This window comes from Kitasatospora sp. NPDC006697 (genome assembly GCF_042869935.1).
In the GTDB taxonomy this organism is placed as follows: domain Bacteria; phylum Actinomycetota; class Actinomycetes; order Streptomycetales; family Streptomycetaceae; genus Kitasatospora.
Genome location: NZ_JBIAGU010000035.1, coordinates 32,750 through 57,890, shown reverse-complemented (window position 1 = coordinate 57,890; position 25,141 = coordinate 32,750). Strand labels below are relative to the sequence as shown.

Genomic DNA, 25,141 nt, shown 5'->3' with positions numbered 1-25,141 from the left:
TGCCTGACCAGCTCGCACGGCCATGTGCCCGAGTGGCTCAGGGAACCGCCTGCAAAGCGGTGCACACGGGTTCGAATCCCGTCATGGCCTCCCTTTCCGTGAATTCCGGCCGGCAGCCCGCCGACCGGAATTCCGGCATTCCCGAAAACAGTTCCCGGGAATTCCCGGGACCCGTGCTCAGCCCACCACCGCGTCCTGCGGCGGGATCGGCAGCCGCCCGACCGGCAGCCCGGTGGCCGCCCGCACCGCCGCCGCCACCGCGGCCGGCGCCACCACGGCCGGCACCGCGCTGACCGCCTTGGCCCCGAAGGTGGCGACCACGTCCCGCTCCTCCACCAGCTTGGCGATCCGCACGTCCGGCGTGTCCAGCGCGGTGGGCAGCCGGTAGCCGGTCAGCGAGGGGTTGAGCAGCACCCCGCCGGCCGTCCGCAGGTCCTCCAGCAGCGCCGTGCCGACGCCCTGGGCCACCGCGGCCTCGATCCGGTCCTCGATCTGACCCGGGTTCAGCGCCCGGCCCACGTCCTGGGCCACCGTCACGTCGACCACCCGTACGGCGCCCAGCTCGATGTCCACGTCCACCACCGCGCGCATCGCGCAGAACGCGATCGAGACGAAGGCGTCGCCCTGGCCGGCCTCGTCCAGCGGCTCGGTCGGGTGCGGGCGGCACTGCGCCGTCGCCCAGAGCTCCTTGCCCTCCAGCGCCTCGGTGACCGGCATGCCGAGCACCCCGTCGTAGGAGGTGATCTTGCCGTCGGCGATCGACAGCAGCTCCACCGACATGCCGAAGTCGGCCGCGATCGGCGCCAGTAGCTGGTGGCGGACCATCAGCGCGGCCCGCTCCACCGCCCCGCCGGAGACCCAGGTGTGCCGGCCGCGGGCCGACGGGCCGGCGATCGACTGGTCGCTGTCCACCGGCGCCACGTAGACCTCGCCGACCCCGAGCACGCTCTGCACGATCTGCCGGGCCAGCGTCGCGAAGCCCTGCCCGGCGTCCACCGCCGCGCAGATCACCGTCGCGTGGTCGCCGCTCACCCGGACGGTGGCGGTGGAGACCTCGTCGGCGCCCTCGGCGCCCAGCATGTGCACCATGCCGACCGCGTAGCCGATCCCGCGCCGCACCGCGGCCGGGTCGCCGGCCCCGCCCGGGCCGCCGGGCAGCAGCCAGTCGGTGTCCGGCTCGTCCAGCGGCAGCGCGGGCAGCGGCACCTCGGCCACCGCGTCCAGCAGCGCGGCCACCGGCGCCGGGCAGGTGACGGCCTGTCCGGTGGGCAGCGCGTCGCCGGTGGCCATCGCGTTGCGGCGGCGGATCTCCAGCGGGTCCAGGCCGAGCCGGGCGGCCAGCAGGTCCAGCTGCGACTCGTGCGCGAAGCAGGACTGCAGCGCGCCCTCACCGCGCATCCGGCCGGCCGGCGGGTTGTTGGTGCGCACCGCCCAGGCGTCCACCGAGACGTTCGGGCAGACGTACGGGCCGACCGCGAAGGCGGTGGCGGCGGCCAACGACTCGGCCGAGGCGTCCGCGTAGGCGCCGCCGTCCAGCAGGATCTGCGCCTCGACCTTGACCAGCTTGCCCTGGGCGTCGGCGTGGTGGCGGTAGCGCAGCAGCGCCGGGTGCCGGGCGGCGTGCGCCTGGAAGGACTCCTCCCGGGTCAGCACCATCTTGACCGGCCGGCCCGAACGGACCGCCAGCAGCGCCAGCACCACCTGGAAGGACAGGTCCTCGCGGTCCGCGGTGGCGCCCGGCACGCCGGTCACCACCAGCCGCACCCGGTCCTGCTCCAGGCCGAGCCGGGCCGCGACCCGCCGCCGGTCGCCGTGCGGGTCGGTGGAGGACAGGTGCAGCTCGACCCCGCCGTCCGGGCGCGGCACGGCCAGCCCGGCCTCGGCCCCGATCGGCGCCGGGTCCTGCCGGCCGACCTGGTAGAGCCCCTCGACCACCACCTCGCCGACCACCTCCTGGTCGCCGCGGCGCAGCGGGAGGTGGCGCAGCAGGTTGCCGCTGGGGTGCAGGGCCGGGCCGTTGAAGGCCTGCTCGGGGTCGGTCAGCGGCTCCAGCAGCTGGTAGTCGACCACGATCAGCGAGGCGGCCAGCCGGGCGGTGTCCGGGTGGTCGGCGGCCACCGCGGCCACCGGCTCGCCGTGGTGGCGGACCACCCCGGCGGCCAGCACCGGGCGGTCGCTCTCCTCGGCGGCGGGCAGGTCGGCGGCGGTCACCACCGCGTGCACCCCGGGCACGGCCAGCGCGGCCGAGGTGTCGATCCCGGCGATCCGGGCGTGCGGGTGCGGCGAGCGCAGCACCGCGCCCCAGAGCAGTCCCTCGGCCCACAGGTCGGCGGCGTACGGGTAGATGCCGAGCGCCTTGGGCAGGGCGTCGCTGCGCAGCGGCGAGCTGCCCAGGCCGAAGGCCGGCGCGGCGCCCGCCTCGGCGGTGCGGTCGAGCTGGTCGGTCATGCGCGGTCGTCCTCGGGGAGGAGGCCGTGGGCGGGCGTGCCCGCCTCGGGCGTGCCGGGAGCGGTCTCGTAGACGGGCCCGTCGAACGGGCCGGCCGGCACGCCGTGCGCCGGGGTGCCGTGCCCGCCCGCCGGGTCGTAGCCGGGGCCCGGGTAGACCGGCTCGGCGTACGGGTAGGGCGGCTGGGCCTGGTCGAAGCCGGGGCCGGGGTAGGGGGTGCCGTGCGCGGGCGTCGGCTCGTACGGGGTGCCCTGGGCCGGGGTGCCCTCGAACGGGGCGGTCGGGGTGCCGTGCGCGGGGGTCGGCTCGTAGACCGCCTCCGGCGCCGGCGGGTAGCCGTGTTGCTGGTAGCCGCCGGGGTAGCCCTGCGGCGGGATCACCCCGAGGCCGGTGCCGGCCGCGGTGACGCCGGGCGCGACGGCCTCCTCGGCGCTGATCCAGCCGTCCTCGGCCTCGAAGATCGGCACCTCGCCGGCGGTCTGGGTGCCGCTCCAGGCGTCCTGGTAGACCGGCGGGTCGGCCGGCTCGCCGGCGTCGCCCTGCTCGGGGCCGCCCGACGGCCCGTCAACCGCCGGGGCCGGGGCCTGCGCCCGGGCCTTGGCGGCCTCCGCCTTGGCCGCGTCGGCCTCCTCGGCCGCCAGCAGCGCCGCGGCCCGCCCGTCGGCGACGGTCTGCACGGCCGCCAGCGCGCTGCGGTAGCCGGTGCAGCGGCACAGGTTGCCGCAGAGCGCCTGGCGGGCCTCCACCTCGGTCGGCCGGTGGTTGCGCTGCAGCAGGTCGTGCACCGCCATCGCCATCCCGGGCGTGCAGTAGCCGCACTGCACGGCGCCGGAGTCGGCCAGCGCCTGCTGCACGTCGCTGACCGAGCCGGCCGCCGACAGGCTCTCCACGGTGGAGATCTCGCTGTCCGCGGCGAGCGCGGCGGGCACCAGGCAGCCGGCCACCAGCTGCCCGTCCACCTGCACCGAGCAGGCCCCGCACTCGCCCTGCTCGCAGCCGTTCTTGGCGCCGGCCAGGCCCAGCCGCTCGCGCAGCACGTAGAGCAGGCTCTCGCCGATCCAGGCGTCGGTGACGGGCCGTTCGAAGCCGTTCACCCGCAGGGTGTAGGAGGCGGTGGGCCGCCCGTCGCCCAGCTGGGCGGGGTGCATCGTCGGATCGGTCGCCATCTGGGCGATCCCCTCGGCCGTCACTTCAGTGCCCTCCCCAGCGCTCGGCGGGCCAGCACCGCCACGGTACGCCGTAGTGCGGTGGCGGCCGCGGTCGGCCCCTCCGGCCGCAGCCCGCCCGGCTCGGCGCCGTAGGCGTCCGGCACGCAGGCGGTGGCCACGTACTCGCCGAAGGCGGCGGCCGCGGCCGGGTCGATGGTCCGGGCGCCGTCCTCGCCGCGGGCCGACCAGTCGATGCAGCCGGCCACCCAGGCCTCGGCCTCCAGCGGCCGCAGCGGCACCGGCGCCACCGCGCCGACCGCGCAGCGCACGCCGCGCCGGGCCGGGTCCAGCACCAGCGCCACCGAGGCGGTGGCCCGGGCCGGCCCGCCGCGGCCGGTGGCCTTCACGAAGACCTGCGGGGCGTGCAGCAGCGGCACCCGGACCCAGGTGAGCAGTTCGCCGGGCCGGATCGGGTCCAGGCCGGTGAGCAGGTGGCTGACCGGCACCTCGCGGTGGCCGCCGGGCCGGGCCAGGGTGACCACGGCCTCCAGCGCGGCCAGCACCGGCAGGGTGTCCCCGGCCGGCGCGGCGGTGGCGATGTTGCCGCCCAGGGTGCCGACGTTGCGGGTCTGCGGCGGCCCGGCGGTGCGGGCGGCGTCGGCCAGCGCCGGGATCAGCGCGGCGAAGTCGGGGCGGTCCATCCGGGCCAGGGTCAGGCCGGCGCCGAGCACCGCGGTGCCGCCGTCCTCGTAGCGCCAGCCGCGCAGTTCGGTGATCCGACCGAGGCCGAGCAGCGCGGCCGGGCGGACCCGTCCGGCGTTCACCGCCTCCATCAGGTCGGTCCCGCCGGCCACCGGCACGGCGGCGGGATGGGTGCCCAGAGCCTCGACGGCCTCCTCCAGGGAGGTCGGCAGCATGATCGTCCGATTCACCTGGGTCCCACCATGCTCCACTCTCCTGGGCTGCGCCCGGCCCGGGCAGCCGTCCCGGCCGGACGTCGACCGGCCGGCCCGCCTGGCACCGCTGCGCGCGGTACCGCCCGTAGAGTACGGGCCCGGGCTGCCGAACTGAAGCCGCCCGTCGGTCGGGCAACTCTGGCACACCCCGCGATCGGGCCGCGCGCGGGGCGGCGGGCGGGCGCCGCACCGCCCCTGACGATCATGACGAGCCGGGCGCCCGCCGGGTTCCCGGCCCGTCCTGGCGCCCCGTCCTGGCGCCCCGTCAGCGGCGCGGCGGCGGGCCGTCCAGCGGGCGGCCGACCACGCCCGGCCACTGCTGCCAGGGCCTGGGCCCGGTGAGCGGCCGGTACTCGACGCCGAGCGCGTCCAGCCGGGCCAGGTGCGCGGCCGTCCTGCGCTCGAAGCCGGGCCAGTCGCGCGCGGCCGGGTCGGCGGGCAGCGCGGACCAGGCCACCTCGGCGAGCGCGGCCAGCCGCGGGAAGGCCCGGAAGTCCATCTCGCGCGGGTTCTCGGCGAACTCGGTGAAGAGCGTGGCCTGAGTGCCGATCACCTGACGGGCGCTCCGCTCGTCCAGCTCGGCCGGCACCGGCTCGAACCGGTAGACGTCCTCCAGGGTGCGCACGTAGCCCACCGGGATCGGCTCCTCCGGTCCGGCCCCCTGCCGGTGGTCCAGGTAGACGTGCTGCTCGGGGCACATCACCACCTGGTGCCCGGCCCGCGCGGCGGCGATCCCGCCGGCGAAGCCGCGCCAGGAGGAGACCGCCGCGCCGGGGGCAAGGCCCCCCTCCAGGATCTCGTCCCAGCCCATCAGCCGGCGGCCGCGGTCGGCCAGCCAGCGGTCGAAGTGCCGGATCATCCAGCTCTGCAGCTCGTCCTCGTCGCGCAGGCCGAGCTCCTTGATCCGGGCCTGGACGGCCGGGCTGGCCCGCCACTCGTCCTTGGGGCACTCGTCGCCGCCGATGTGCACGAACTCGGACGGGAAGACCTCCAGCAGCTCCTCCAGCACACCCTCGAAGAAGGCCAGGGTGGCGTCGGAGGGGTTGAGCACATGGCTGCTGACGCCCCAGCCGGTCCACACCCCGAGCGCCGCGGTGTCCACCACGTCGGTGTTGCCCAGCTCGGGGTAGGCGGCGATGGCGGCCTGGTTGTGGCCCGGCAGGTCGATCTCCGGGACCACCGTGATCCCCCGGTCGGCCGCGTAGGCCACCAGCTCGCGCAGGTCGTCCTGGGTGTAGAAGCCGCCGTGCGGCTTGTCGTCCCAGCGCTGCCCGTCCCGGAACCCCACCATCGAGTGGGTCCGCCAGGAGCCGGCCTCGGTCAGCCGGGGGTAGCGCCTGACCTCGAACCGCCAGCCCTGGTCGTCGGTCAGGTGCAGGTGCAGCACGTTGAGCTTGTGCGCGGCCAGCAGGTCCACGTAGCGCAGCAGGTCGGGCTTGGGCAGGAAGTGCCGGGCGGTGTCGATCAGCATCCCGCGCCAGCCGAACCGCGGCGCGTCGGCGATCTCGCCCAGCGGCAGCGCCCAGCCGGTGCGGCGCAGCGGGGCGCGGCGGAAGGCCTCGGGGCCGAGCAGCTGGCGCAGCGTCTCGGCGGCCCAGTGCAGGCCGCCGGGCCCGCCGGCCGCGAGCAGCGCGCGCTCGGGGTCGATGGTGATCCGGTACTGCTCGGGGGCCAGCCCGGGGTCGAGGCGCAGCTCGATCCGCGGGTCGTCGGCCGGGGCCAGCGCCAGCCCGGTGGCGGCGCCGAGCACGGCGCGCAGCCACCGCTCGGCGGCCTCGGTGCCGGGGCCGCCGGCCAGCGTGGTCTCCGGCCCGAGCGGCAGGGTGCGGTGCGGGTCCAGCCGGACCGCGGACGGTGCGGGGATCAGGTCCATGCGGACCATCCTGCCCCGCACCTCCGGCAGTGGCATAGACCAATCAGGGGCCTACTTGCCCTGATCGCCGCCCTTGTCGCCGCCGGCGCCGATGCCGTCGTAGATCTCCTTGCACATCGGGCAGACCGGGTACTTCTTCGGGTCGCGCCCGGGCACCCAGACCTTGCCGCAGAGCGCGACCACCGGGGAGCCGGAGAGCGCGCTCTCCATGATCTTGTCCTTCTGGACGTAGTGCGCGAAGCGCTCGTGGTCGCCGTCGCCGTTGGACACCTGCGGGACGGGCTCGACCAGGGTGCCGGTACCGAGGCCGCGCTCGGGCTCAAGAGTGCTCATGGGGGCCAAGTCTATGGGGGCGGCGGCCGAAACGGGGCCGGACGGCCCACCCCGAACGCCTCCGCTCAGTTGAGCGTGGGGTCCTCCGGATAGGTGGCCAGCATCGCCAGCGCCCCGGTCTGCCGGCGCAGCACCGCCCGCCACAGGCCCTCCGGCCGCGGGGCGGAGATGTCGCCCGGCTCGGCGTCCACCAGGTACCAGGCGCCCTCGGCGATCTCGTCCTCCAGCTGCCCGGGCGTCCAGCCCGCGTAGCCGGCGAAGACCCGCAGCGCGCCCAGCTCGCCGGCCAGCACCTGCGGCGGCGCCTCCAGGTCGACCAGCCCGATCGCGCCGTGCACCCGGCGCCAGCCGAGCGGCTCCTCGGGCCCGGGCTCGCCGGGCACCACGGCGACGGCGAGCGCCGAGTCCAGCCCGACCGGGCCGCCCTGGAACACCACCGGGGGGCTGCCGGCCAGCTCGGCCCAGCCGTCCAGCACCTCGCCGACCTCCACCGGGGTGGGCCGGTTCAGCACCACGCCGAGCGCGCCCTGCTCGTCGTGGTCGAGCAGCAGCACCACCGACCGGGCGAAGTTCGGGTCGGTGAGCACGGGGGTCGCCACGAGCAGGCGGCCGGTGTGCGAGGGGGCCGCGGTCATGCCCACATGATCCCCCAGCACGCACCGTACGGACACCAGAACACGGTCGCGGCGGCGAAACCTCCCACACCGATTCGCTCAGCCGTTCGGATGACCGTCGTCGGCGGTTCCACCCGGAGAGAGCATGATCACCCTGCGTGGGGAATGGAACCGAACAACCTCCTACTACCATCTACCGAAGGTGGCGCCCGAGCCATGGCTGCGAACCCCCGATTGCGAGAACGATGACCGACGACGTCCTGCTGGTCCACGGCGGAAACCCGCTGGAAGGCGAGATCCGCGTCCGCGGCGCCAAGAACCTGGTGCCCAAGGCGATGGTGGCCGCCCTGCTCGGCCAGGGCCCCAGCAGACTGCGCAACGTTCCGGACATCCGTGACGTCAAGGTGGTGCGCGGTCTGCTGCAGCTTCACGGTGTCACGGTGCGCAGCGGCGACGAGGAGGGCGAGCTCATCCTCGACCCCTCGCACGTCGAGAGCGCCAACGTCGCCGACATCGACGCGCACGCGGGCTCCTCCCGGATCCCGATCCTGTTCTGCGGCCCGCTGCTGCACCGGCTCGGCCACGCCTTCATCCCGGGCCTGGGCGGCTGCGACATCGGCGGCCGGCCGGTGGACTTCCACTTCGACGTGCTGCGCCGGTTCGGCGCCACCATCGAGAAGCACCCGCAGGGCACCTACCTGACCGCCCCGCAGCGGCTGCGCGGCACCAGGATCGAGCTGCCCTACCCCTCGGTCGGCGCGACCGAGCAGGTGCTGCTCGCCGCGGTGCTGGCCGAGGGCGACACCGAGCTGCGCAACGCGGCCATCGAGCCGGAGATCGTCGACCTGATCTGCGTGCTGCAGAAGATGGGCGCGATCATCTCGATGGGCACCGACCGGACCATCCTGATCACCGGGGTGGACTCGCTCGGCGGCTACGAGCACCGGGCCCTGCCGGACCGGCTGGAGGCCGCCTCCTGGGCCTGCGCGGCGCTCGCCACCAAGGGCGACATCTACGTCCGCGGCGCCCGCCAGCTGGAGATGATGACCTTCCTCAACACCTTCCGGAAGGTCGGCGGCGCCTTCGCGGTGGACGACGAGGGCATCCGCTTCTGGCACCCGGGCGGCGAGCTGAACGCCATCGCACTGGAGACCGACGTGCACCCCGGCTTCCAGACCGACTGGCAGCAGCCGCTGGTGGTGGCGCTGACCCAGGCGGCCGGCCTGTCCATCGTGCACGAGACGGTGTACGAGTCGCGGCTGGGCTTCACCTCGGCGCTGAACCAGATGGGCGCGCACATCCAGCTCTACCGCGAGTGCCTGGGCGGCACCCCGTGCCGGTTCGGGCAGCGCAACTTCCTGCACTCCGCGGTGGTCTCCGGCCCGTCCAAGCTGCTCGGCGGCGAGCTGGTGATCCCGGACCTGCGCGGCGGCTTCTCCTACCTGATCGCGGCGCTGGCCGCGGAGGGCACCTCCACGGTGCACGGGATCTCGCTGATCAACCGGGGCTACGAGAACTTCCTGGAGAAGCTGCGGGCGCTCGGCGCGCACGTGGAGCTGCCCAGCGAGCAGGCGCTGCTCTCCGCGGTCTGACCGCACCCGCACCCGCGACGGGGCCGCCCCTCTCCTGGAGAGGGGCGGCCCCGTCGCGTCCGTACTCCCGGGTCAGCGGTCAGCGGCAGCGGAGCAGCAGCCAGAGCCGGTCGACCCGGTGCCCGTCCGGGGGGCGGCGCCGGCACCGCCGGGCGGCGTCCCAGGGACGCTGTCGACCTGCTGGGCGGGCGCTCGCCCCGGGGCTTTTGGGTGGCCGCCGGGCCGCGCGCCCGCCGGGTCCCGGTGGCCGCCGCCGGTGCCGGGCCAGTGCAGCATCCCGAGCAGGTCCTGCCCGGCCTGCTGGGCCGCCCCGGCGGCGGCCCGGTCGCCGGCCGGGGCCGGGTGCGAGCCGGCGGTGGCTGCGTCGGCGGACGGCGCGGCGGGCAGCAGGTACATCAGCCCGGCCACCGCCCCGGCCGCCAGGCCGAGGCCGGCGACCTTGCGCAGCCGCCGCCGCGGCGCGGGTGTCTGGGTCCGGTTGCTCATGCTGCGAGCCTTCCAGAGCGGCGGCCCGCTGACGATGCGTCGGGAGGATGAAACCCCCCGGCACACCCCCGCCGGACGGGGGGTCGGGCCTCTCCCCCGGGAACGACAGAGGCAGGTGCCCCACTCGGGGACACCTGCCTCATGACCGCGCGCCGGGTCGCCCCGGCCCGCGGATCAGACGCCCTTGGCGGCTTCCTTCAGCTTGGAGCCGGCGCTCACCTTGGCGCTGTAGCCGGCCGCGATCTGGATCGGCTCACCGGTCTGCGGGTTGCGCGCGGTGCGGGCAGCGCGGTGGGTGCGCTCGAAGGTCAGGAAGCCGGGGATGGTGACCTTCTCGTCACCCTTGGCCACGACCTCGCCAACGACCTCGGCGAAGGCCGCCAGAACGGCGTCGGCGTCCTTGCGGGTCACCTCGGCGCGGTCGGCCAGAGCGGCCACCAGCTCACTGCGGTTCATGTGTACTCCTGTGGTCTGTTCGTTGCGGTGCGCGGGGGCCCATCGGTCCGTCCCTCCGGGGCCACCCGGCTGGGGCCGCTGGTCGGCACCGTGCTCGTCAGGCTGCTGGTGGTAGGGGCCCGGCCTCGTGCCCCGGGCCGCGCATCGTGTCAGTCCTGCCACGTGCCTGCCTGGAGACGAATCCTGCCCTTACCGGCCCTGAGAAAGCCAATCGGACCTCGGACGTCCACCCCGAACGGCGCCCTCCCCACGCAGCTGTGACGCTCCGTCGGCACCGGCGGACCGGCGCGGGCGGCGATCGGAAGCGACTCGCCGAGTCGTCGGGGGACGTTCCGTACTTGTCGGACACGCCTGCCCCGCGCAGGGCTACCGTACGCCCTGACACGGACAAGCCCAAACACGCCCCAGCCCTTGTGTCGCAAGGGCTGGGGACCCGCGGGCAGCGGCGGGGGCGGTATTCGGCCAGCTGATCGACCGGATACCGCCCCGGGGGGACAGGTTGTCCTAGAGCTTGACGACCGGGAAAGCCGAGGTGTCCAGCGTGCCGACGATGCCCGGAGTGGGCCGGGAGGGCACGGTCTCGCCCGAACCGCCGGCCGCCAGCGCGGCCTCCCGGACGGCCGCGGCAACCGTCTTGGCCACGTCCGGGTGGAAGACGCTGGGGATGATGTAGTTGGGGTTCAGCTGCTCGTCGGTGACCGTGGTGGCCAGCGCCCGGGCGGCGGCGATCATCATCTCGGTGTTGACCGTGCGGCTCTGCGCGTCCAGCAGGCCGCGGAAGACACCCGGGAAGACCAGCACGTTGTTGATCTGGTTGGGGAAGTCGCTGCGGCCGGTGGCCACCACCTCGGCGGTCTGCCGGGCCACCGCCGGGTCGACCTCCGGGTCCGGGTTGGCCAGCGCGAAGACGACCGCCTTGTCGGCCATCGAGGCGATGTCGTCGCCGTCCAGCACGTTCGGGGCCGAGACGCCGATGAAGACGTCGGCGCCGGCCACCGCCTCCTTGAGGCTGCCGGTGCGGCCGGAGCGGTTGGTGTGCTCGGCGATCCAGCGCAGCGAGTCGTCGAGGTCCTCCCGGCCCTGGTGGACCACGCCCTGCACGTCGGCGACCGTGGCGTGCTCCACGCCGGCCGCCAGCAGCAGCTTGAGGATCGCGGTGCCGGCCGCGCCGGCCCCGGACATCACCACCCGGATCTCGCCGATCTCCTTGCCGACCACCCGCAGCGCGTTGGTCAGCGCGGCCAGCACCACGATCGCGGTGCCGTGCTGGTCGTCGTGGAAGACCGGGATGTCCAGGGCCTCGCGCAGCCGGGCCTCGATCTCGAAGCAGCGCGGCGCGGAGATGTCCTCCAGGTTGATCCCGGCGAAGCCGGGGGCGATCGCCTTGACGATCGCGACGATCTCGTCGGCGTCCTGGGTGTCCAGGCAGATCGGCCAGGCGTCGATGCCGGCGAACCGCTTGAAGAGCGCGGCCTTGCCCTCCATCACCGGCAGCGCGGCCTGCGGGCCGATGTTGCCCAGGCCCAGCACCGCGGAGCCGTCGGTGACCACGGCGACGCTGTTGCGCTTGATGGTGAGCCGGCGGGCGTCCTCGGGGTTCTCGGCGATCGCCAGGCAGACCCGGGCCACGCCCGGGGTGTAGATCATGCTGAGGTCGTCGCGGTTGCGGATCGGCAGCTTCGAGGACATCTCGATCTTGCCGCCGAGGTGCATCAGGAAGGTCCGGTCGGAGACCTTGCCGATGGTCACGCCGTCGATCGCCCGCAGCTTCTCGACGATCTCCTCGCCGTGCGCCACCGAGGCCGCGGCCACCGTCACGTCGATCCGCAGCGACTCGAGGCCGGAGGCCGTGACGTCCAGACCGGTCACCGAGCCGCCGGAGGACTCCACGGCCGTGGTGATGTTGCTGACCGCCCCACCGCTGGCCGGGACCTCCAGCCGGACCGTGATCGAGTTGGAGACACTGGGCACCGTCGCCATCGACGTCCTTCTTCCTGTGTTCAACCATGCGTGATTCAACAACTTGTTGAAGCTGTCGCCTCGCGCATCCTAGGCTTCGATCGTCGCACCGACCAGGGGCAAGTCAGAAATAACGTTCATTGATTGCAGGGAGTCGACAAGAGAGGTTGCGGCTCACCCGGCGCGCCACGGGAAATCTGCCGCCGGGGATTGCCTCCCGGGGCCGATGGGTTACATTGGACGGGACACCGGCTCGATCCAAGCCCCCGGGCCCAACCTTAGTCGCTTCGAGCGACCACTTGCCGCGAGGCGAGCATGGCGGGTCGGTGTCACCAACGTACGACTGTGGCCCCCACCTCCGGTGGGGGCCACAGTCGTTGACGGGGTGTCAGCCGCTAGCGCAGCAGCGCCGGCACGCCCTCGCCATCCGGCAGGTCGTCAGGTCCGGAGAGCACGGTGAGCCGCTGGGTGGCCCGGGTCAGCGCCACGTAGAGCACCCGCAGCCCCGCCTCCGACTCGCCCGCGATACCGGTCGGGTCGGCCACCACGGTGGCGTCGTACTCCAGGCCCTTGGCCTCCAGGCTGCCCAGCGCCACCGCCCGGCCGCCCAGTCCGGCCACCCACTCGGCCGCCTCGCCCCGGCGGTCCATCGGCACCACCACGGCCACCGTGCCCTCGACCTCCTCCAGCAGCCGGACCAGCTCGGCCCGGGCCGCCGCCGCGAAGGCGGCCGGCGCCGGGTCGGTCACCGCGGCGAACCGCGGCACCGTCCCGGTCGAGCGCACGGCGCGCGGCGAGGGCGTGCCCGGCGCGGCGAGCGCCAGTACCTTGGCCGCCACCTCGGCGATCTCGGCCGGGTTCCGGTAGTTGACGGTCAGTGTGTAGCGGCGTCGCGGCTTGGAGCCCAGCACCTCGTCCAGCGCGGCCTGCGCCTCCTGCGGGAACGGCCAGGAGCTCTGCGCCGGGTCGCCGACGATGGTCCAGGTGGCCGAGCGGCTGCGCCGGCCGATCATCCGCCACTGCATCGGGGTGAGGTCCTGCGCCTCGTCCACGATCACGTGGGCGTACTCGGTCCGCTCCACCGGCGCCTTCTCCCGGGAGCGGGAGGTGCGGTCGGCGAAGGTGGTCACCTCGTCCAGGCCGGTCAGCAGGTCCACCGCGTCCACCTCCCGGACCCTGGGCCGGGCCGGCTCGCCGAGCAGCAGCTGCAGCTCGTCCAGCAGCGCCACGTCGTGCGCCGACACGGCCCCCGCGCCGTGCCCGTCCAGGTGCCGCCAGGAGGCGGCCAGCAGCCGGGCCTCCTCGGGCGTGACGGTGCGCCGGGCGATCCGGTTGGTGTGCTTGGCCTGCCGCAGGGTGGCCAGCACCCCGCGCGGGGTCAGCACCGGCCACCAGGCCTCCAGGAAGTCCAGGAACGGCTGCTCGTCCGAGACGAACTCGTCGAACGCCTCCTTCTCCTCCTGGCGCTGCTCCCGGGCGTAGTGGTCGCCCGGCTTCGGCAGGTCGCGCACCGCCTCGGCCCAGAGCGCGTCCAGCAGCAGCCGGCGGGCCCGCGGGCGCAGGAGGTTGAGCGGAGTGCCGCCGCCGCCCACCACGTGGCCGCGCACGGCCCGCAGCCGGTCCGCGTCCAGCCGCAGCACCTCGCCGCGGGCGACCACCCGCAGCTCGGTGGGGGCGTGCGTCTCCAGGGCCGCCCGGGCGGCCCGGCGGAGCAGCTGGACCATCCGGTCGGAGCCCTTGACCCGGGCCGCCTCCGGCGCGTCGTAGCGGGTCGCCTCGATGTCGTCCACCAGGCTGCCGACCGCGCGGATCGCCACCTGGCCCTCCTCGCCCAGCGAGGGCAGCACGCCCTCGGTGTAGGAGACCAGCAGCGGGGTCGGGCTGACCACCAGGATGCCGCCCGCGTACCGGCGGCGGTCCTGGTAGAGCAGGAAGGCCGCCCGGTGCAGGGCGACCGCGGTCTTGCCGGTGCCGGGGCCGCCGGTGACCAGGGTGGCGCCCGCGGCGGGCGCCCGGATCACCTCGTCCTGCTCCTTCTGGATCGAGGAGACGATGTCGCGCATGCTGTGGCTGCGGGCCCGGCCCAGCGAGGCCATCAGGGCCCCGTCGCCGATCACCGCCAGCTCCTCGCCGTCCAGCACCGGAGCCAGGTCGGGGCGGAGCAGGTCGTCCTCTACCCCGATCACCTTGCGGCCCTTGGAGCGGATCACCCGGCGGCGCAGCACCCGGCCCGGCTCCAGCGGGGTGGCCCGGTAGAACGGCGCGGCGGCCGGAGCCCGCCAGTCGATCACCAGCGGGCCGAACTCGGCGTCCAGCACCCCGAGCCGGCCGATGTGCAGGGTCTGCGCCACCTGCGGGTCGGCCGGGTCCAGCGGGGTGAAGGAGGGGATGCCGTGCTCTTCGGGCGCGTCGGCCTGCTGCAGGTCGATCCGCCCGAAGAGGAAGTCCTCGAACTCGTTGTTCAGCCGGTTGAGGTGGGCCCCGGCCCGGTAGACCTGGGCGTCCCGTTCGGCGAGCGCGCCGGGGGTGCCGACCTGCACCCGCTTGGCGGCGTCCTCCAGTACGTACTCGGCCTCGGCCAGCTTCTCCTCCAGCCGCCGGTAGACGGTGTCGAGGTGCCGCTGCTCACCGGCGATCTCGCGCTCGCGCAGCCCCTCGGCCGCGGCGGCGGAGCCGGCGCGGCTGGGGTCGGCGATACGGGTGTCGGCTGCGGGCGGTCTGCCGTGCGCTCCCAAGGGTGCCCCTGTCGTACGTGTCATGCGGTGGGTTCAGCGCCACCGTCCAAAGTCGGCGGACAGAAGATCCTACGGCACGGGGCGGGAAACACGAAGGCCGCCCTCCGGTTGGAAGGCGGCCCGCATGCACATGGGTCGGTGGAGATGCCGGGAATCGAACCCGGGTCCAGTGGAGTGGATTCAGGACTTCTCCGAGCGCAGTCCGCTGTGCTTTTCTCGGCCCTGGCAGTCACGCGGACAAGCCGCCAACGGGCCCAGTTACTGTTTGATTTCCCGCCCTCCCCCGTAACCGGGGCGGACGGTTCAGTTCCCTAGATTAAGCCAGGATCCGAGTCGGGAACTCCCCGGTCTGACTCCTTGGCTACTCGCTGCTCAGGCAGCGAGCGCGAAGGTCTCGCGCTTAGAATTGGCGATTATTTTTTTGCGACAGATGGTTAACGAGATCATTGCCGCGTTCCTCGGCTCGCTTCTCCTGTTTCGACGTCCCCTGTCGAAACCGATCATCCCCATGTTGTGTTGAGAAACAGCACCGGCCTGGGCCGGTCGTGCTGAGCCCATGGTACGCGGAGCGCCGGGGGTGGTCCAGCGGGTTAAGCCTTGGGGGTGGCCGAGGGAGCGCTGGGAGCGCCCTGGTGCGGGCCGGGGGTGCCGAGCTGCTGGGCCAGCCAGGGGAGCGCCTGGGCGAAGGCGCTCGAGGCGAACTGCCAGACGTGCCGGCCGGGCTGCACGGTCAGCTGGGTGCGGATGCCGTCCTTGCGGGCCGCCGCGCTCAGCTGCCTGGCCTCCTCGCCCTGCCGGGCCTCGGCGTCGCCGCTCTCGAACCAGCCGGAGACGTTCTTGTACTTGGCGTGGTGGGCCAGCACGGTCAGCGGGTCGTGCGCGGCCCAGGCGGCCGCGTCGCCGCCGTACAGCTTCTCGATGGTCTGCTGCTTGTCGCCGGTGTTCGGGCCGAGGTCGCCGGAGATGTCCTCGAAGTGGGTGAAGACCTGCGGGTGCTCCACCGCGAGGTCCACCGCGCAGGTGCCGCCCATCGACCAGCCGACCACGCCCCATTTGCGCGGGTCGGTGGCGGTGCCGAAGGTCTTCTCCACGTACGGCGGGATGTCCTCGACCAGGTGGTCCTCGGCCTTGCCGGCCAGGCCGTCCACGCACTCGGTGTCCACCTTGAAGCCGCCCGTGGCGTCGGTGAAGACCAGCACCGGCGCGAAGCCGCCGTGGCCGGCCGCGAAGGCGTCGGCGGTCTTCACCGCGTCGCCGGCCCGCACCCAGTTGTCCGGCGCCGCGAACTCGCCGCCGATCATCTCCAGCACCGGCAGCTTGGGCCTGGTCCGGCTGCGGAACCAGGCCGGCGGCAGGTAGACCAGCTCGGAGCGGTGCGCGAAGCCGCTGGCGGTGTCGGGTATGTCCACCTGGACGATCCGGCCGGTGGTGGTGCGCCCGGTCAGCGAGGGCAGCTGGTCCAGCGTCACCTGCTGGGGCAGCGGCGAGCCGGTCAGCTCGCCGACCGCGTCGTCCAGGGTCGGGAAGTAGCCGGTGAAGGAGTTCACCGCGTTGGCCGCCGCGACCAGCGCCAGCAGCGCCGCCACCGGCGCCAGCGCCCGGCGCCACCAGCGGGCCCCGCGCCAGCCGGCCGCCAGCACGGCGAGCGCCAGCAGGGCCAGCCCCACCCAGAGCCAGAGCGTGAACGGCAGCGGATCGGTGACCCCGCCCACCGTCCGGGCCAGCAGCCAGCAGACGGCGGTACCGGCCACCGCCGACCCCAGCGCGACCGGCGCCCGGCGCAGCCGCCACCGGCGGTCGCGCCAGCCGGCCGCCGCGAGCAGCGCGGCCAGCGCCGCCGCCTGCAGCGTCCAGGGGAACCAGCCGTCCAGCAGCGAGACGTTCATGCTCCGCGATGCTACTGATCACCCGGCGGGCCGACAGCGATCCGGCCGGGCTGGGACGAAGCTGCGACAGAAGCGGGCGGTCAGCCCTGCCGGCGGCGGGCCGCGGCGACCGCGCGGGCGGTCTCCCGGGCGTCCTGCTTCTCGCGCAGGGTCTGCCGCTTGTCGTAGAGCTTCTTGCCGACCGCGAGCGCCAGCTCCAGCTTGACCCGGCCGTCCTTGAAGTAGAGCGAGAGCGGCACCAGGGTGTGGCCGGCGTCCTTGGTCTTGGCCTCCAGCTTGCGGATCTCCATCTTGTGCAGCAGCAGCTTGCGCTTGCGCCGCGCCGAGTGGTTGGTCCACGTCCCCTGGAAGTACTCCGGGATGAAGACGTTGTCGATCCACACCTCGCCGCCCTGGGTGTAGGCGTACCCGTCGACCAGGTTGGCCCGGCCCTCGCGCAGCGACTTCACCTCGGTGCCGGTGAGCACCATGCCGCACTCGTAGGTGTCGAGGATGGCGTACTCGTGCCGCGCCCGCTTGTTCTGCGCGATCAGCTTCTGTCCCGTTTCCTTTGCCATAGCACCGGCCATTCTCGCATCTCGGGGCCGTGCTCGGCAGCCGCTTTACCGGCCGCCCGTCGCACCCGGCCCGAGGCCGTCCAGCACCTGCAGGGCCAGCCGCTCGGCTCCCGCCGGGTCGGTGGCCGGCACGTCGGGCAGCAGGCCGGTGCCGTCGGGCGAGCGCCCGGCGGGGGTGAAGTAGCGGCCCACGGTGCGCTCCAGCACCGAGCCGTCGGCCAGCCGGCTGGGCTCCTGCACGGTGCCCTTGCCGAAGGTGCGGGTGCCGACCAGCACCGCCCGGCAGCGGTCCTGCAGTGCTCCGGCCAGCAGTTCGGCCGCGCTCATCGTGCCGCCGTCCACCAGCACCACCAGCGGGGTGCGGGTGTCCCCGCCGGGCGCGGCGGTCAACTCCCGCCGCCCGTCCCCTACCTGGTAGGAGGCGACCGGGCCGCCGTCCAGGAAGGCGGAGGCGGAGGCGGCGGCCTCGTCCAGCAGGCCGCCGGAGTTGCCGCGCAGGTCCAGCAGCACCCCGCGGTAGCCGTTGGAGCCGCGCAGCGCGTCCCTGACCTGCTCGCCGACTCCGCTGGTGAAGGCGTGCACGCTGATCCGCAGCACCCCGGCGGCGGGCCGGTCGGTCTCCACGTCCTGGGCGGCCAGCACGGCCCGGCGCACCGTCAGCCGGCGGGCCGCGGCACCGGGCCGCTGCACCGTCAGCTGCACCGTGGAACCGGGACGGGCGGGCGCGCCCTGCTCGCCGCGGCCGCGCAGCCGGGCCACCACCTCGGTGACCGGCAGCCGGTCCACGGCCGTGCCGTCCACCGCGAGCAGCCGGTCCCCGGCGGCGACCCCGGCCCGGTCGGCCGGCGAGCCGGCCGGCACCTCGGCGATCACCGTGCCGCCGTCCTGCGCCCGGTCGAGCACCAGGCCGACGCCCAGGTACTCGCCGTCCAGCCCGCGGGCGAAGTCGGCGTAGTCCTGGGCGCTGTAGTAGGCGGCCCAGCGGTCCGCGCCGCTGGCCACCAGGTGCTCGGCCTGGGCCGGGGAGAGGGCTGCGGGCACCGCGTCGACCGACTCCGGCCGCACCGGCGGCGGGGCGAGTGCGCCGCCCCAGGCGCCGGCCGCCGAGCCGCCGGCCAGCAGCAGGCCGAACAGCACGGTCAGCCCGGCGCCCTGGCGGGCGGCCCGCCACGAGCTTGCGGTCATGCTCCGGAGTCTAGGCGGCCGCCGGGCCGACCGGCCGCCGTTCGGCCGAACCGCACCGGCCCTGACGCCCGCTCAGACCTTCAGGTACTTGCGCAGGGTCAGGAAGGCCGCGACCGCCGCCATGCCCATACCGGCCACGATCAGCAGCGGGATCACCTGCAGCACCGAGGAGAGGCCGATGAAGTGGATGAACTGCACCCGGTTGGCCAGCCAGTGCTGCACGCCGAAGTTGCCCAGCAGCAGCAGCCCGGAGGCCAGCACCGCGCCCAGCAGCGCGGCGAACGCCGCCTCCGCGATGAACGGCATCTGCACGTAGAAGTTGGAGGCGCCGACCAGTCGCATGATCCCGGTCTCACGCCTTCGGCTGAAGGCCGAGACCCGGACGGTGTTGACGATCAGCAGCAGCGCCACCGAGAGCATCAGCAGCATGATCACGAAGGCCGCCGTCTGCAGGCCGTTGAGCAGACCGAACAGGTTCTCCAGGATCTTGCGCTGGTCCTCGACCGAGCGCACGCCCTTCTGGCCGGCGAACTGGCTCTGGATGATGTCGTACCGGGTCGGGTCGACCAGCTTCACCCGCCAGGAGGCCGGGATCGCGTCGGCGCCGAGCACCGAGACCAGGGCACTGTCCGGGTTCATGTCCTTCCAGTGCTTGTACGCCTCGCCCTGCGACTCGAAGGTCGAGGCCTTCACCACCGTGGGCGTGAGCTTGTCCAGCCCGGCCTTGATGGCGGCGATCTCGTCGTCGGTGGCGGCGCCGTCGGCGCACTGCGGGGCGGTCTTGGCGTCCGCCTTGGTGCAGAAGTAGATGCTCACCTCGACCTTGTCGTACCAGTACCCCTTCATGGAGTTGACCTGGTCGCGGACGAGGAGGCTGGCGCCGGCGAGGGCGAGGGAGAGCGCGACGCTGACCACGACCGCGATGGTCATGGTGAGGTTGCGGCGGAGACCCACACCGATCTCCGACAGGACGAACTGGGCGCGCATGGCTGTCAATACTCCAAGATCAGGGCTGGCGGACCGGCGGGGCGGACGGGGAGCTAGTGCTGGTACCCGTAGACGCCGCGGGTCTGGTCACGGACCAGCAGACCCTTGTCCAGCTCGATGACGCGCTTGCGCATCTGGTCCACGATGGCCTGGTCGTGCGTGGCCATCAGCACCGTGGTCCCGGTGCGGTTGATCCGGTCCAGCAGCTTCATGATGCCGACCGAGTTCTGCGGGTCCAGGTTTCCGGTCGGCTCGTCCGCGATCAGCAGCATCGGGCGGTTGACGAAGGCCCGGGCGATCGCCACGCGCTGCTGCTCACCACCGGAGAGCTCACCGGGCATCCGGTCCTCCTTGCCGCCGAGGCCGACCAGGTCGAGCACCTCGGGCACCACCTTGTTGATGGCGGCCTTCGGCTTGCCGATGACCTCCAGCGCGAACGCCACGTTCTGCGCCACGGTCTTGTTCGGCAGCAGCCGGAAGTCCTGGAACACGGTGCCCAGTTGGCGCCGCATGTGGGGCACCTTCCAGTTGGACAGCTTGCCCAGGTCCTTGCCCAGCACGTGCACCTCGCCGGTGGAGGGGCGCTCCTCGCGCAGGCACAGGCGCAGGAAGGTCGACTTGCCCGAGCCGGAGGAGCCGACCAGGAAGACGAACTCGCCCTTCTCGATCTCCAGCGAGACCTCCGACAGGGCGGGTCGGTTCTGCTTGGGATAGGTCTTGGAAACGTTGTCGAATCTGATCACGGCTGCATCACGGAGGCCATCCTAGGTGGAGTCCCGGGCCCCGCTGTCCGAGCGGGGGCGGGCGGGCGGAGCGGCCCCGGGCCGTCTCCCCCGGCTTGGGACCATACGCGACCGCCACCGGGCCGCGCAGGGGACGCCCACGAAACATTCGGTGGATTGTCCGGTTCCGTACCGTAATGACCAGAAAATTGCGAGGCATTTCACAGCCGCTCCAGTGTCGGCCGAGTTCCGCTTCTCCGGCCCGGGCGCCGGATGCGGCAGAACCTGGCAGAGTAGAGGGGGAGCAGCGGGTCCGGCTGCCCGGAACCGGTTCCGCCGAGCGGGGCGGGAACGGGAACCAACCAGCCGCCCGGTGCGTTGATATGGGCAGCGCGGTCAAGGCAAGGAGGAGATCGCATGACGTGCGACCATCTGGTGTGCGCCAACTGCGCGGGCCGCGTGAGCGAGGGCCGTTGCCCCGTGTGCCGCGCCCACCGCGCTCGCCTGCAGGAGCAGCAGGGCCTGTTCGCCTCCCTCTCCCCCGCCGCGCTGCTGGCGCTGCTGGCGGGGTTGTTCGCGGTGGCGCTGATCTGTCGGCAGGCACTGGCGTAGTACTTCGAGGCAAACGAGAGAGGGGCCCGGACGGATGTCCGGGCCCCTCTCTCGTTTGCGTTCCTACTCCGCGGTCTCGCGCTGCTTGCGCCAGCGGATGCCGGCCTCGATGAAGCCGTCGATGTCGCCGTCCAGCACCGCCTGCGGGTTGCCGGTCTCGAACTCGGTGCGCAGGTCCTTCACCATCTGGTACGGGTGCAGCACGTAGGAGCGCATCTGGTTGCCCCAGGAGCTGCCGCCGTCCTTCAGCGCGTCCATCATGGCCTTCTCCTCCTGGCGGCGCCGCTCCAGCAGCTTCGCCTGGAGCACGTTCATCGCGGAGGCCTTGTTCTGGATCTGCGAGCGCTCGTTCTGGCAGGAGACCACGATCCCGGTCGGGAGGTGGGTGATCCGGACCGCCGAGTCGGTGGTGTTGACGCCCTGGCCGCCGGGGCCGGAGGCGCGGTACACGTCCACCCGCAGGTCGCCCTCGTCGATCGCGACGTGGTCGCTGACCTCGACGACCGGGAGCACCTCGACACCGGCGAAGGAGGTCTGGCGGCGGCCCTGGTTGTCGAAGGGCGAGATCCGGACCAGCCGGTGGGTGCCCTGCTCGACCGAGAGGGTGCCGTAGGCGTAGGGGCTCTTCACGGTGAAGGTGGCGGACTTGATGCCGGCCTCCTCCGCGTAGGAGGTGTCGTAGACCTCGGTCGGGTAGCCGTGCCGCTCGGCCCAGCGCAGGTACATCCGCATCAGCTGCTCGGCGAAGTCGGCGGCGTCCACGCCACCGGCCTCGGCGCGGATGTTCACCAGCGCCTCGCGGGCGTCGTACTCGCCGGAGAGCAGGGTGCGGACCTCGAGCTCCTCGACCGCCTTGCGGACCGAGGCCAGCTCGGTCTCGGCCTCGGTGCGGGTCTCGGCGTCCGCCATCTCCTCGGCCAGCTCGAAGAGCACGCCGATGTCCTCGATGCGCTTGCGCATGGTCTCGACCCGGCGCAGCTCGCCCTGCAGGAACGAGAGCCGACTGGTCACCTTCTGGGCGTTCGCCACGTCGTCCCAGAGGTCGGGGGCGGCTGCCTCCTCCTCCAGGCGTTCGAGGTCGGCCCGGATCTTGTCCAGGTCGAGGACGGCCTCGATCGACCCCATGGTCGTTTCGAGGTTCTTGAGCTCTTCGGAAGGATCGACGGCTGCCACGCCACCAGCGTAATGGTTACCCGGGTGCGCCGGGACCGGCCGGTACCCCCGCGGGCCCCAGGCCGACCACCCGGACCGGTGCCGCGGCCCCCGAGCCGTGCCCGCCGCCGCTCGCGAAGGCGGTCCAGGCGGCGGCCGCGCCGGCCAGCAGCAGCACCACGGCGAGCAGCACCGCGAACAGCCGGCGGCGGCGCACCAGGGCCTTCCGGCCGGGCCGGCGGTCGGCCGGCGCGGTGGTCCGCAGCGCCTTCGACTGGGCCGCGTAGCCGGCCAGTTCCTGCGGCGAGGGGCGGCGCAGGCTGGTGTGGGTGTCCCGGGTGTCGCGGGCCGCGTCGGGGGCGGCGGGCACCAGCGGGACGGCGGGGCCGCGGCGCGGGCGCCGGTGGGCGCCGGTGCCGGTCTCGGCCTCCGCGTAGACCGCCTCGGCCAGCGTGGCGGGCTCCTCGGGGGCGGGCGCGCGCTGGGCGGGCAGCGCCAGCGGGGGCAGCCCGGCGAGCGCGGGCAGCTGCTCGCGCAGCCGCTCGGCCAGTTCGGCGGCGCGCAGCCGGGAGGCCGGCGCCTTGGCCAGGCACTCCGAGATCACCCGCCACAGGCCGTCCGGCAGCCCGGGCACCGGCGGCACGCTCTCGGTGACGTGCCGGCGCAGCACCGCGCCGGTGTGGCCGCCACCGAACGGCGTGAAGCCGGCCAGCAGCTCGTAGAGCACGGTGGCCAGCGCGTAGATGTCGACGGCGGCCCGCGGCTCCAGGCCCTCGATGATCTCCGGGGCCAGGTAGTCGGGGGTGCCGATGATCCGGGTCGCCCTGGTCCGGCGCGGGGCGTCGACCAGCCGGGCGATGCCGAAGTCGGTCAGCTTGGCCCGGGGCGCGCCGCCGGGCCCGGGCGGCGCGGCCAGGTCGAGCATGACGTTCTCCGGCTTGACGTCCCGGTGCACGATCCCGGCGGCGTGCGCGGCGGCCAGGCCGTCGGCCACGTCGGCGATCACCGAGGCGGCGGCCTGCGGGGCGAGCACGCCCTCGCGCTCCAGCCGGGAGCGCAGGTCGGTGCCGTGCACCAGCTCCATCACGAGCGCCAGGTCCTCGCCGTCCACCACCATGTCCCGGACCCCGACCACCCGCGGGTGGTCCAGGCTGGTCAGCGCGGCGCGCTCCTGCACGAAGCGGCCGACCAGCACCTGGTCGCCGGCCAGGTCCTCGCGCAGCAGCTTGACCGCGACCGGACCGTCCGGGCCCTCGCCGAGCCACACGGTGCCGGCGGAGCCCCGGCCGATCACCTGGTGCACGGTGTACCGGCTGCCGATCTTTCGTGCCAAGGCTGCTCCGTGGGGCGGCGGGAGCGCTCCTGGGGCCGCCCGGCAACCCCGGAACGCTCGACAGGTCTGAGCGTCGCGGACCAACCTACGCGGATCCGGGGCGGCGGGGGGACCTCCGGACGATCATTGTCGACAAATAGTCATTCTTGATCATCCGGGGCCGAACCCCCGCCTCCTCAGTTCCCCGTGACGGAGTGCCAGGTGCTGGTGATCCAGTGGCTGGCCTGGTGGTACCAGCTCTGCACGTCGTCCCAGTAGTGCGGCAGCGGGGTGAAGTTCCACAGCGCCACGGCGGCGATCGCCAGGATCACCAGCACCATCAGGCAGCCCTTGAGGCAGCCCAGGCCCGGGATGTACATCCGGTTGCGGCTGCGCGGGCGCGGCTCCCGGCGCTCCCGCTCCCGGGGTGCCGGCGGCTCGGGCTCGCGCGGCGACGGCGGCTCGTGGCGGCGCTGCGGCTCCGGCGCGCGGGCCGGGCCGGGGTGGCGCGGGTCGACCCGCTGGCCGCGGTCCTCCTGGTAGCCGCGCGGGGGCTCGCCGTAGCGGCCGGACTCGTGGTACGGCCCCTGGGCGGCGGGCTCCGACTGCTGCGGGCGGCGCGCCTGGTAGGGCGGCGGGGCCACCGGCGGGCGGCCGCCCGGCTGGCCCTGCGGGCGGGTGGGGCCCTGCTGGTAGCCCTGCGGGTGCTGCTGGTTCTGCGGGTTCTGCTGGTAGCCCTGGGGGTTCGGCCGGCCGGGCGGCCGCTGGCCCGAAGCGCCGGCCTGGTAGGGGCGCGGGGCCTGCTGCGGCTGCTCGTACTCCTGGGCCTGGAAGACCTGGGTCGCCTGGTTGCGGTCCCGGGCGGCGCGCAGCTGGGTCTGCCACGGGTGCGGCCCGTCGGGCGGCTGCGGGGTCTGCTGCTGCTGGGGCTGGAACTGGCCCTGCACCGGGCCGGGCGGCATCAGCCGGGTGCCCTCGGGGCCGCCCGGGCCGCCGGCCGGCATCACCTGGGTGGCCGCGGCCGGGTCGTACCGCGGGGCGAGCACCTGGGTCGGGTCGGCGCCCCAGCCGGCCGGCTGCGGGGTGTCGGGCTGGGTGGCCCCCTGGCCGCTGCCGGGCACCACGGCCGGCTGCGCGGGCGGCAGCAGCAGGGCGGCCACGCCGAGCGCCGCGTCCACCGCGGCCGGCGAGGCGTGCACCCCGATCCCGGCCGCGACCACCCGCAGTGCCTGGGCCAGCGAGGTGGCGCCGGGGCGCTGCGCCGGGTCCTTGCGAAGGCAGCGCTCGACCACCGTCCAGAGCGGCTCCGGCATGCCGGGCGGGCGCGGCGGCTCCTGCACCAGGTGCGCCTGCAGCACCTGCAGCGCGCCGTCGCCGGAGAACGGCGGGCGGCCGGTGGTCAGCTCGTAGAGCATGATCCCGGCACCGTAGACGTCCACCGCCTCGGTCTGCGGGCGGCCGGCCGCCGACTCCGGGGCGACGTAGCTCGGGGTGCCGACGAACTCGCTGGTCCGGGTGATCCCCGGGGAGTCGGCGAGCCGGGCGATGCCGAAGTCGGTGAGCAGTGGGCGCAGCACCTCGCCGCCGGCCTCGGCGACGGTGGCCAGCAGCACATTGGCCGGCTTGAGGTCGCGGTGCACCACGCCGTCGGCATGGCTGGCGGCCAGCGCGTCGGCGATCTGGGCCATCAGCAGCGAGGCGGCGATCGGGCTGAGCGGGCCGTTGGCGCGCAGGTAGCGGTGCAGGTCGGGCCCGTCCACCAGGTCCATCACCAGGGCCAGCAGCTCGCCCTCCACCACCAGGTCGCGGACCCGGACGATGTTGGGGTGGCTGAGCCGCAGCAGCACCGAGCGCTCGCGCAGGAAGCGCAGCACGATGTCCTGGTCGGCGGCCAGCTCCTCCTTGAGCACCTTGATCGCGACCTGCTGGCCGGGGGCCAGGCCATCGCTGAAGCCGGCGTCCTCGCGGACCCGGCCGCGCCAGACCGTGCCCATGGCGCCGCGCCCCAGGGTCTCCTCGATCACGTACTTGCTGCCGACCGGCCGCACCTGGTGCACTCCTCGCTCTGCTGAGCCTGCCGGCGGGCGGCAGCCCGCGCGTGCGGCAACTCTAACGGTGCCGGGCCCCG

The 25,141-nt window shown here is 74.1% G+C and carries 20 protein-coding genes, 1 tRNA gene and 1 other RNA gene; 3 read left to right on the top strand and 19 right to left on the bottom strand.

The annotated features are described in order from the left end of the window. Window positions 1-18 precede the first annotated feature (18 nt). Window positions 19-90 (top strand) — tRNA-Cys (locus ACFYNO_RS34550). An 87-nt stretch (window positions 91-177) separates the two neighbouring features. Here ACFYNO_RS34550 and ACFYNO_RS34545 read toward each other — a convergent pair. From ACFYNO_RS34545 to ACFYNO_RS34520, 6 genes are all read right to left on the bottom strand, one after another. Continuing rightward, window positions 178-2,448, bottom strand: a complete 2,271-nt coding sequence (locus ACFYNO_RS34545) for a xanthine dehydrogenase family protein molybdopterin-binding subunit (protein WP_388021487.1) — start codon at window positions 2,446-2,448, stop codon at window positions 178-180. Further along, window positions 2,445-3,638 (bottom strand): 2Fe-2S iron-sulfur cluster-binding protein, encoded by a 1,194-nt coding sequence (locus ACFYNO_RS34540; RefSeq protein ID WP_388021486.1) that lies wholly within the window; start codon window positions 3,636-3,638, stop codon window positions 2,445-2,447. Before ACFYNO_RS34540 ends, ACFYNO_RS34545 begins: the two co-directional genes overlap by 4 nt. Continuing rightward, a complete protein-coding gene (locus ACFYNO_RS34535; RefSeq protein ID WP_388021533.1) occupies window positions 3,635-4,513 on the bottom strand; it encodes an FAD binding domain-containing protein in 879 nt (292 codons plus the stop codon). Before ACFYNO_RS34535 ends, ACFYNO_RS34540 begins: the two co-directional genes overlap by 4 nt. Window positions 4,514-4,817: 304 nt before the next feature. Next, entirely contained in the window at window positions 4,818-6,425 is a 1,608-nt protein-coding gene (locus ACFYNO_RS34530) for a beta-N-acetylhexosaminidase (RefSeq protein WP_388021485.1), read from the bottom strand. 51 nt (window positions 6,426-6,476) lie between these two features. Beyond that, entirely contained in the window at window positions 6,477-6,758 is a 282-nt protein-coding gene (locus tag ACFYNO_RS34525) for a DUF3039 domain-containing protein (RefSeq protein ID WP_388021484.1), read from the bottom strand. Between the two features lie 65 nt (window positions 6,759-6,823). Continuing rightward, a complete protein-coding gene (locus tag ACFYNO_RS34520; protein WP_388021483.1) occupies window positions 6,824-7,393 on the bottom strand; it encodes a YqgE/AlgH family protein in 570 nt (189 codons plus the stop codon). A gap of 224 nt (window positions 7,394-7,617) precedes the next feature. On the opposite strand from ACFYNO_RS34520, the gene murA reads away from it, so the two are divergent. Continuing rightward, a complete protein-coding gene (murA, locus tag ACFYNO_RS34515) occupies window positions 7,618-8,964 on the top strand; it encodes a UDP-N-acetylglucosamine 1-carboxyvinyltransferase (protein WP_388021482.1) in 1,347 nt (448 codons plus the stop codon). A gap of 72 nt (window positions 8,965-9,036) precedes the next feature. Here murA and ACFYNO_RS34510 read toward each other — a convergent pair whose 3' ends face one another. From ACFYNO_RS34510 to ftsE, 10 genes are all read right to left on the bottom strand, one after another. Further along, entirely contained in the window at window positions 9,037-9,450 is a 414-nt protein-coding gene (locus ACFYNO_RS34510; protein ID WP_388021481.1) for a hypothetical protein, read from the bottom strand. Between the two features lie 174 nt (window positions 9,451-9,624). Then, window positions 9,625-9,906, bottom strand: a complete 282-nt coding sequence (locus tag ACFYNO_RS34505) for an HU family DNA-binding protein (RefSeq protein WP_145905962.1) — start codon at window positions 9,904-9,906, stop codon at window positions 9,625-9,627. Between the two features lie 504 nt (window positions 9,907-10,410). Continuing rightward, complete coding sequence (locus ACFYNO_RS34500; protein WP_388021480.1) at window positions 10,411-11,886, bottom strand: NAD-dependent malic enzyme; 1,476 nt, start codon at window positions 11,884-11,886, stop codon at window positions 10,411-10,413. A 374-nt stretch (window positions 11,887-12,260) separates the two neighbouring features. Next, window positions 12,261-14,561, bottom strand: coding sequence for a HelD family protein (locus tag ACFYNO_RS34495; protein ID WP_388021532.1), 2,301 nt, complete (start codon window positions 14,559-14,561; stop codon window positions 12,261-12,263). A 175-nt stretch (window positions 14,562-14,736) separates the two neighbouring features. Then, window positions 14,737-15,108, bottom strand: a transfer-messenger RNA (tmRNA) gene (gene ssrA / locus ACFYNO_RS34490). 82 nt (window positions 15,109-15,190) lie between these two features. Continuing rightward, window positions 15,191-16,486, bottom strand: a complete 1,296-nt coding sequence (locus ACFYNO_RS34485; RefSeq protein ID WP_388021479.1) for an alpha/beta hydrolase — start codon at window positions 16,484-16,486, stop codon at window positions 15,191-15,193. Window positions 16,487-16,566: 80 nt separating this feature from the next. Beyond that, on the bottom strand, window positions 16,567-17,043 hold the full coding sequence (gene smpB, locus ACFYNO_RS34480; protein ID WP_388021478.1) for an SsrA-binding protein SmpB: 477 nt from the start codon (window positions 17,041-17,043) through the stop codon (window positions 16,567-16,569). Window positions 17,044-17,088: 45 nt separating this feature from the next. Beyond that, entirely contained in the window at window positions 17,089-18,228 is a 1,140-nt protein-coding gene (locus ACFYNO_RS34475) for a S41 family peptidase (RefSeq protein WP_388021477.1), read from the bottom strand. A gap of 72 nt (window positions 18,229-18,300) precedes the next feature. Then, the gene (gene ftsX / locus ACFYNO_RS34470) at window positions 18,301-19,215 is read right to left on the bottom strand and encodes a permease-like cell division protein FtsX (RefSeq protein WP_388021476.1); all 915 of its coding nucleotides are present in this window, start codon (window positions 19,213-19,215) and stop codon (window positions 18,301-18,303) included. A gap of 53 nt (window positions 19,216-19,268) precedes the next feature. Then, a complete protein-coding gene (gene ftsE, locus ACFYNO_RS34465; protein WP_388021475.1) occupies window positions 19,269-19,958 on the bottom strand; it encodes a cell division ATP-binding protein FtsE in 690 nt (229 codons plus the stop codon). A 396-nt stretch (window positions 19,959-20,354) separates the two neighbouring features. Between ftsE and ACFYNO_RS34460 the strand changes: the two genes are divergently transcribed. After that, window positions 20,355-20,549 carry a hypothetical protein gene (locus ACFYNO_RS34460; RefSeq protein WP_388021474.1) on the top strand — a complete coding sequence of 65 codons (195 nt, stop codon included), beginning with the start codon at window positions 20,355-20,357 and terminating at the stop codon, window positions 20,547-20,549. 63 nt (window positions 20,550-20,612) lie between these two features. Here the strand turns inward: ACFYNO_RS34460 and prfB are convergent, their stop codons facing one another. From prfB to ACFYNO_RS34445, 3 genes are all read right to left on the bottom strand, one after another. Beyond that, window positions 20,613-21,722, bottom strand: coding sequence for a peptide chain release factor 2 (gene prfB, locus ACFYNO_RS34455; RefSeq protein ID WP_388021473.1), 1,110 nt, complete (start codon window positions 21,720-21,722; stop codon window positions 20,613-20,615). Between the two features lie 16 nt (window positions 21,723-21,738). Beyond that, on the bottom strand, window positions 21,739-23,034 hold the full coding sequence (locus ACFYNO_RS34450) for a protein kinase (RefSeq protein WP_388021472.1): 1,296 nt from the start codon (window positions 23,032-23,034) through the stop codon (window positions 21,739-21,741). A gap of 176 nt (window positions 23,035-23,210) precedes the next feature. Continuing rightward, on the bottom strand, window positions 23,211-25,061 hold the full coding sequence (locus ACFYNO_RS34445; protein ID WP_388021471.1) for a protein kinase: 1,851 nt from the start codon (window positions 25,059-25,061) through the stop codon (window positions 23,211-23,213). Window positions 25,062-25,141 lie beyond the last annotated feature (80 nt).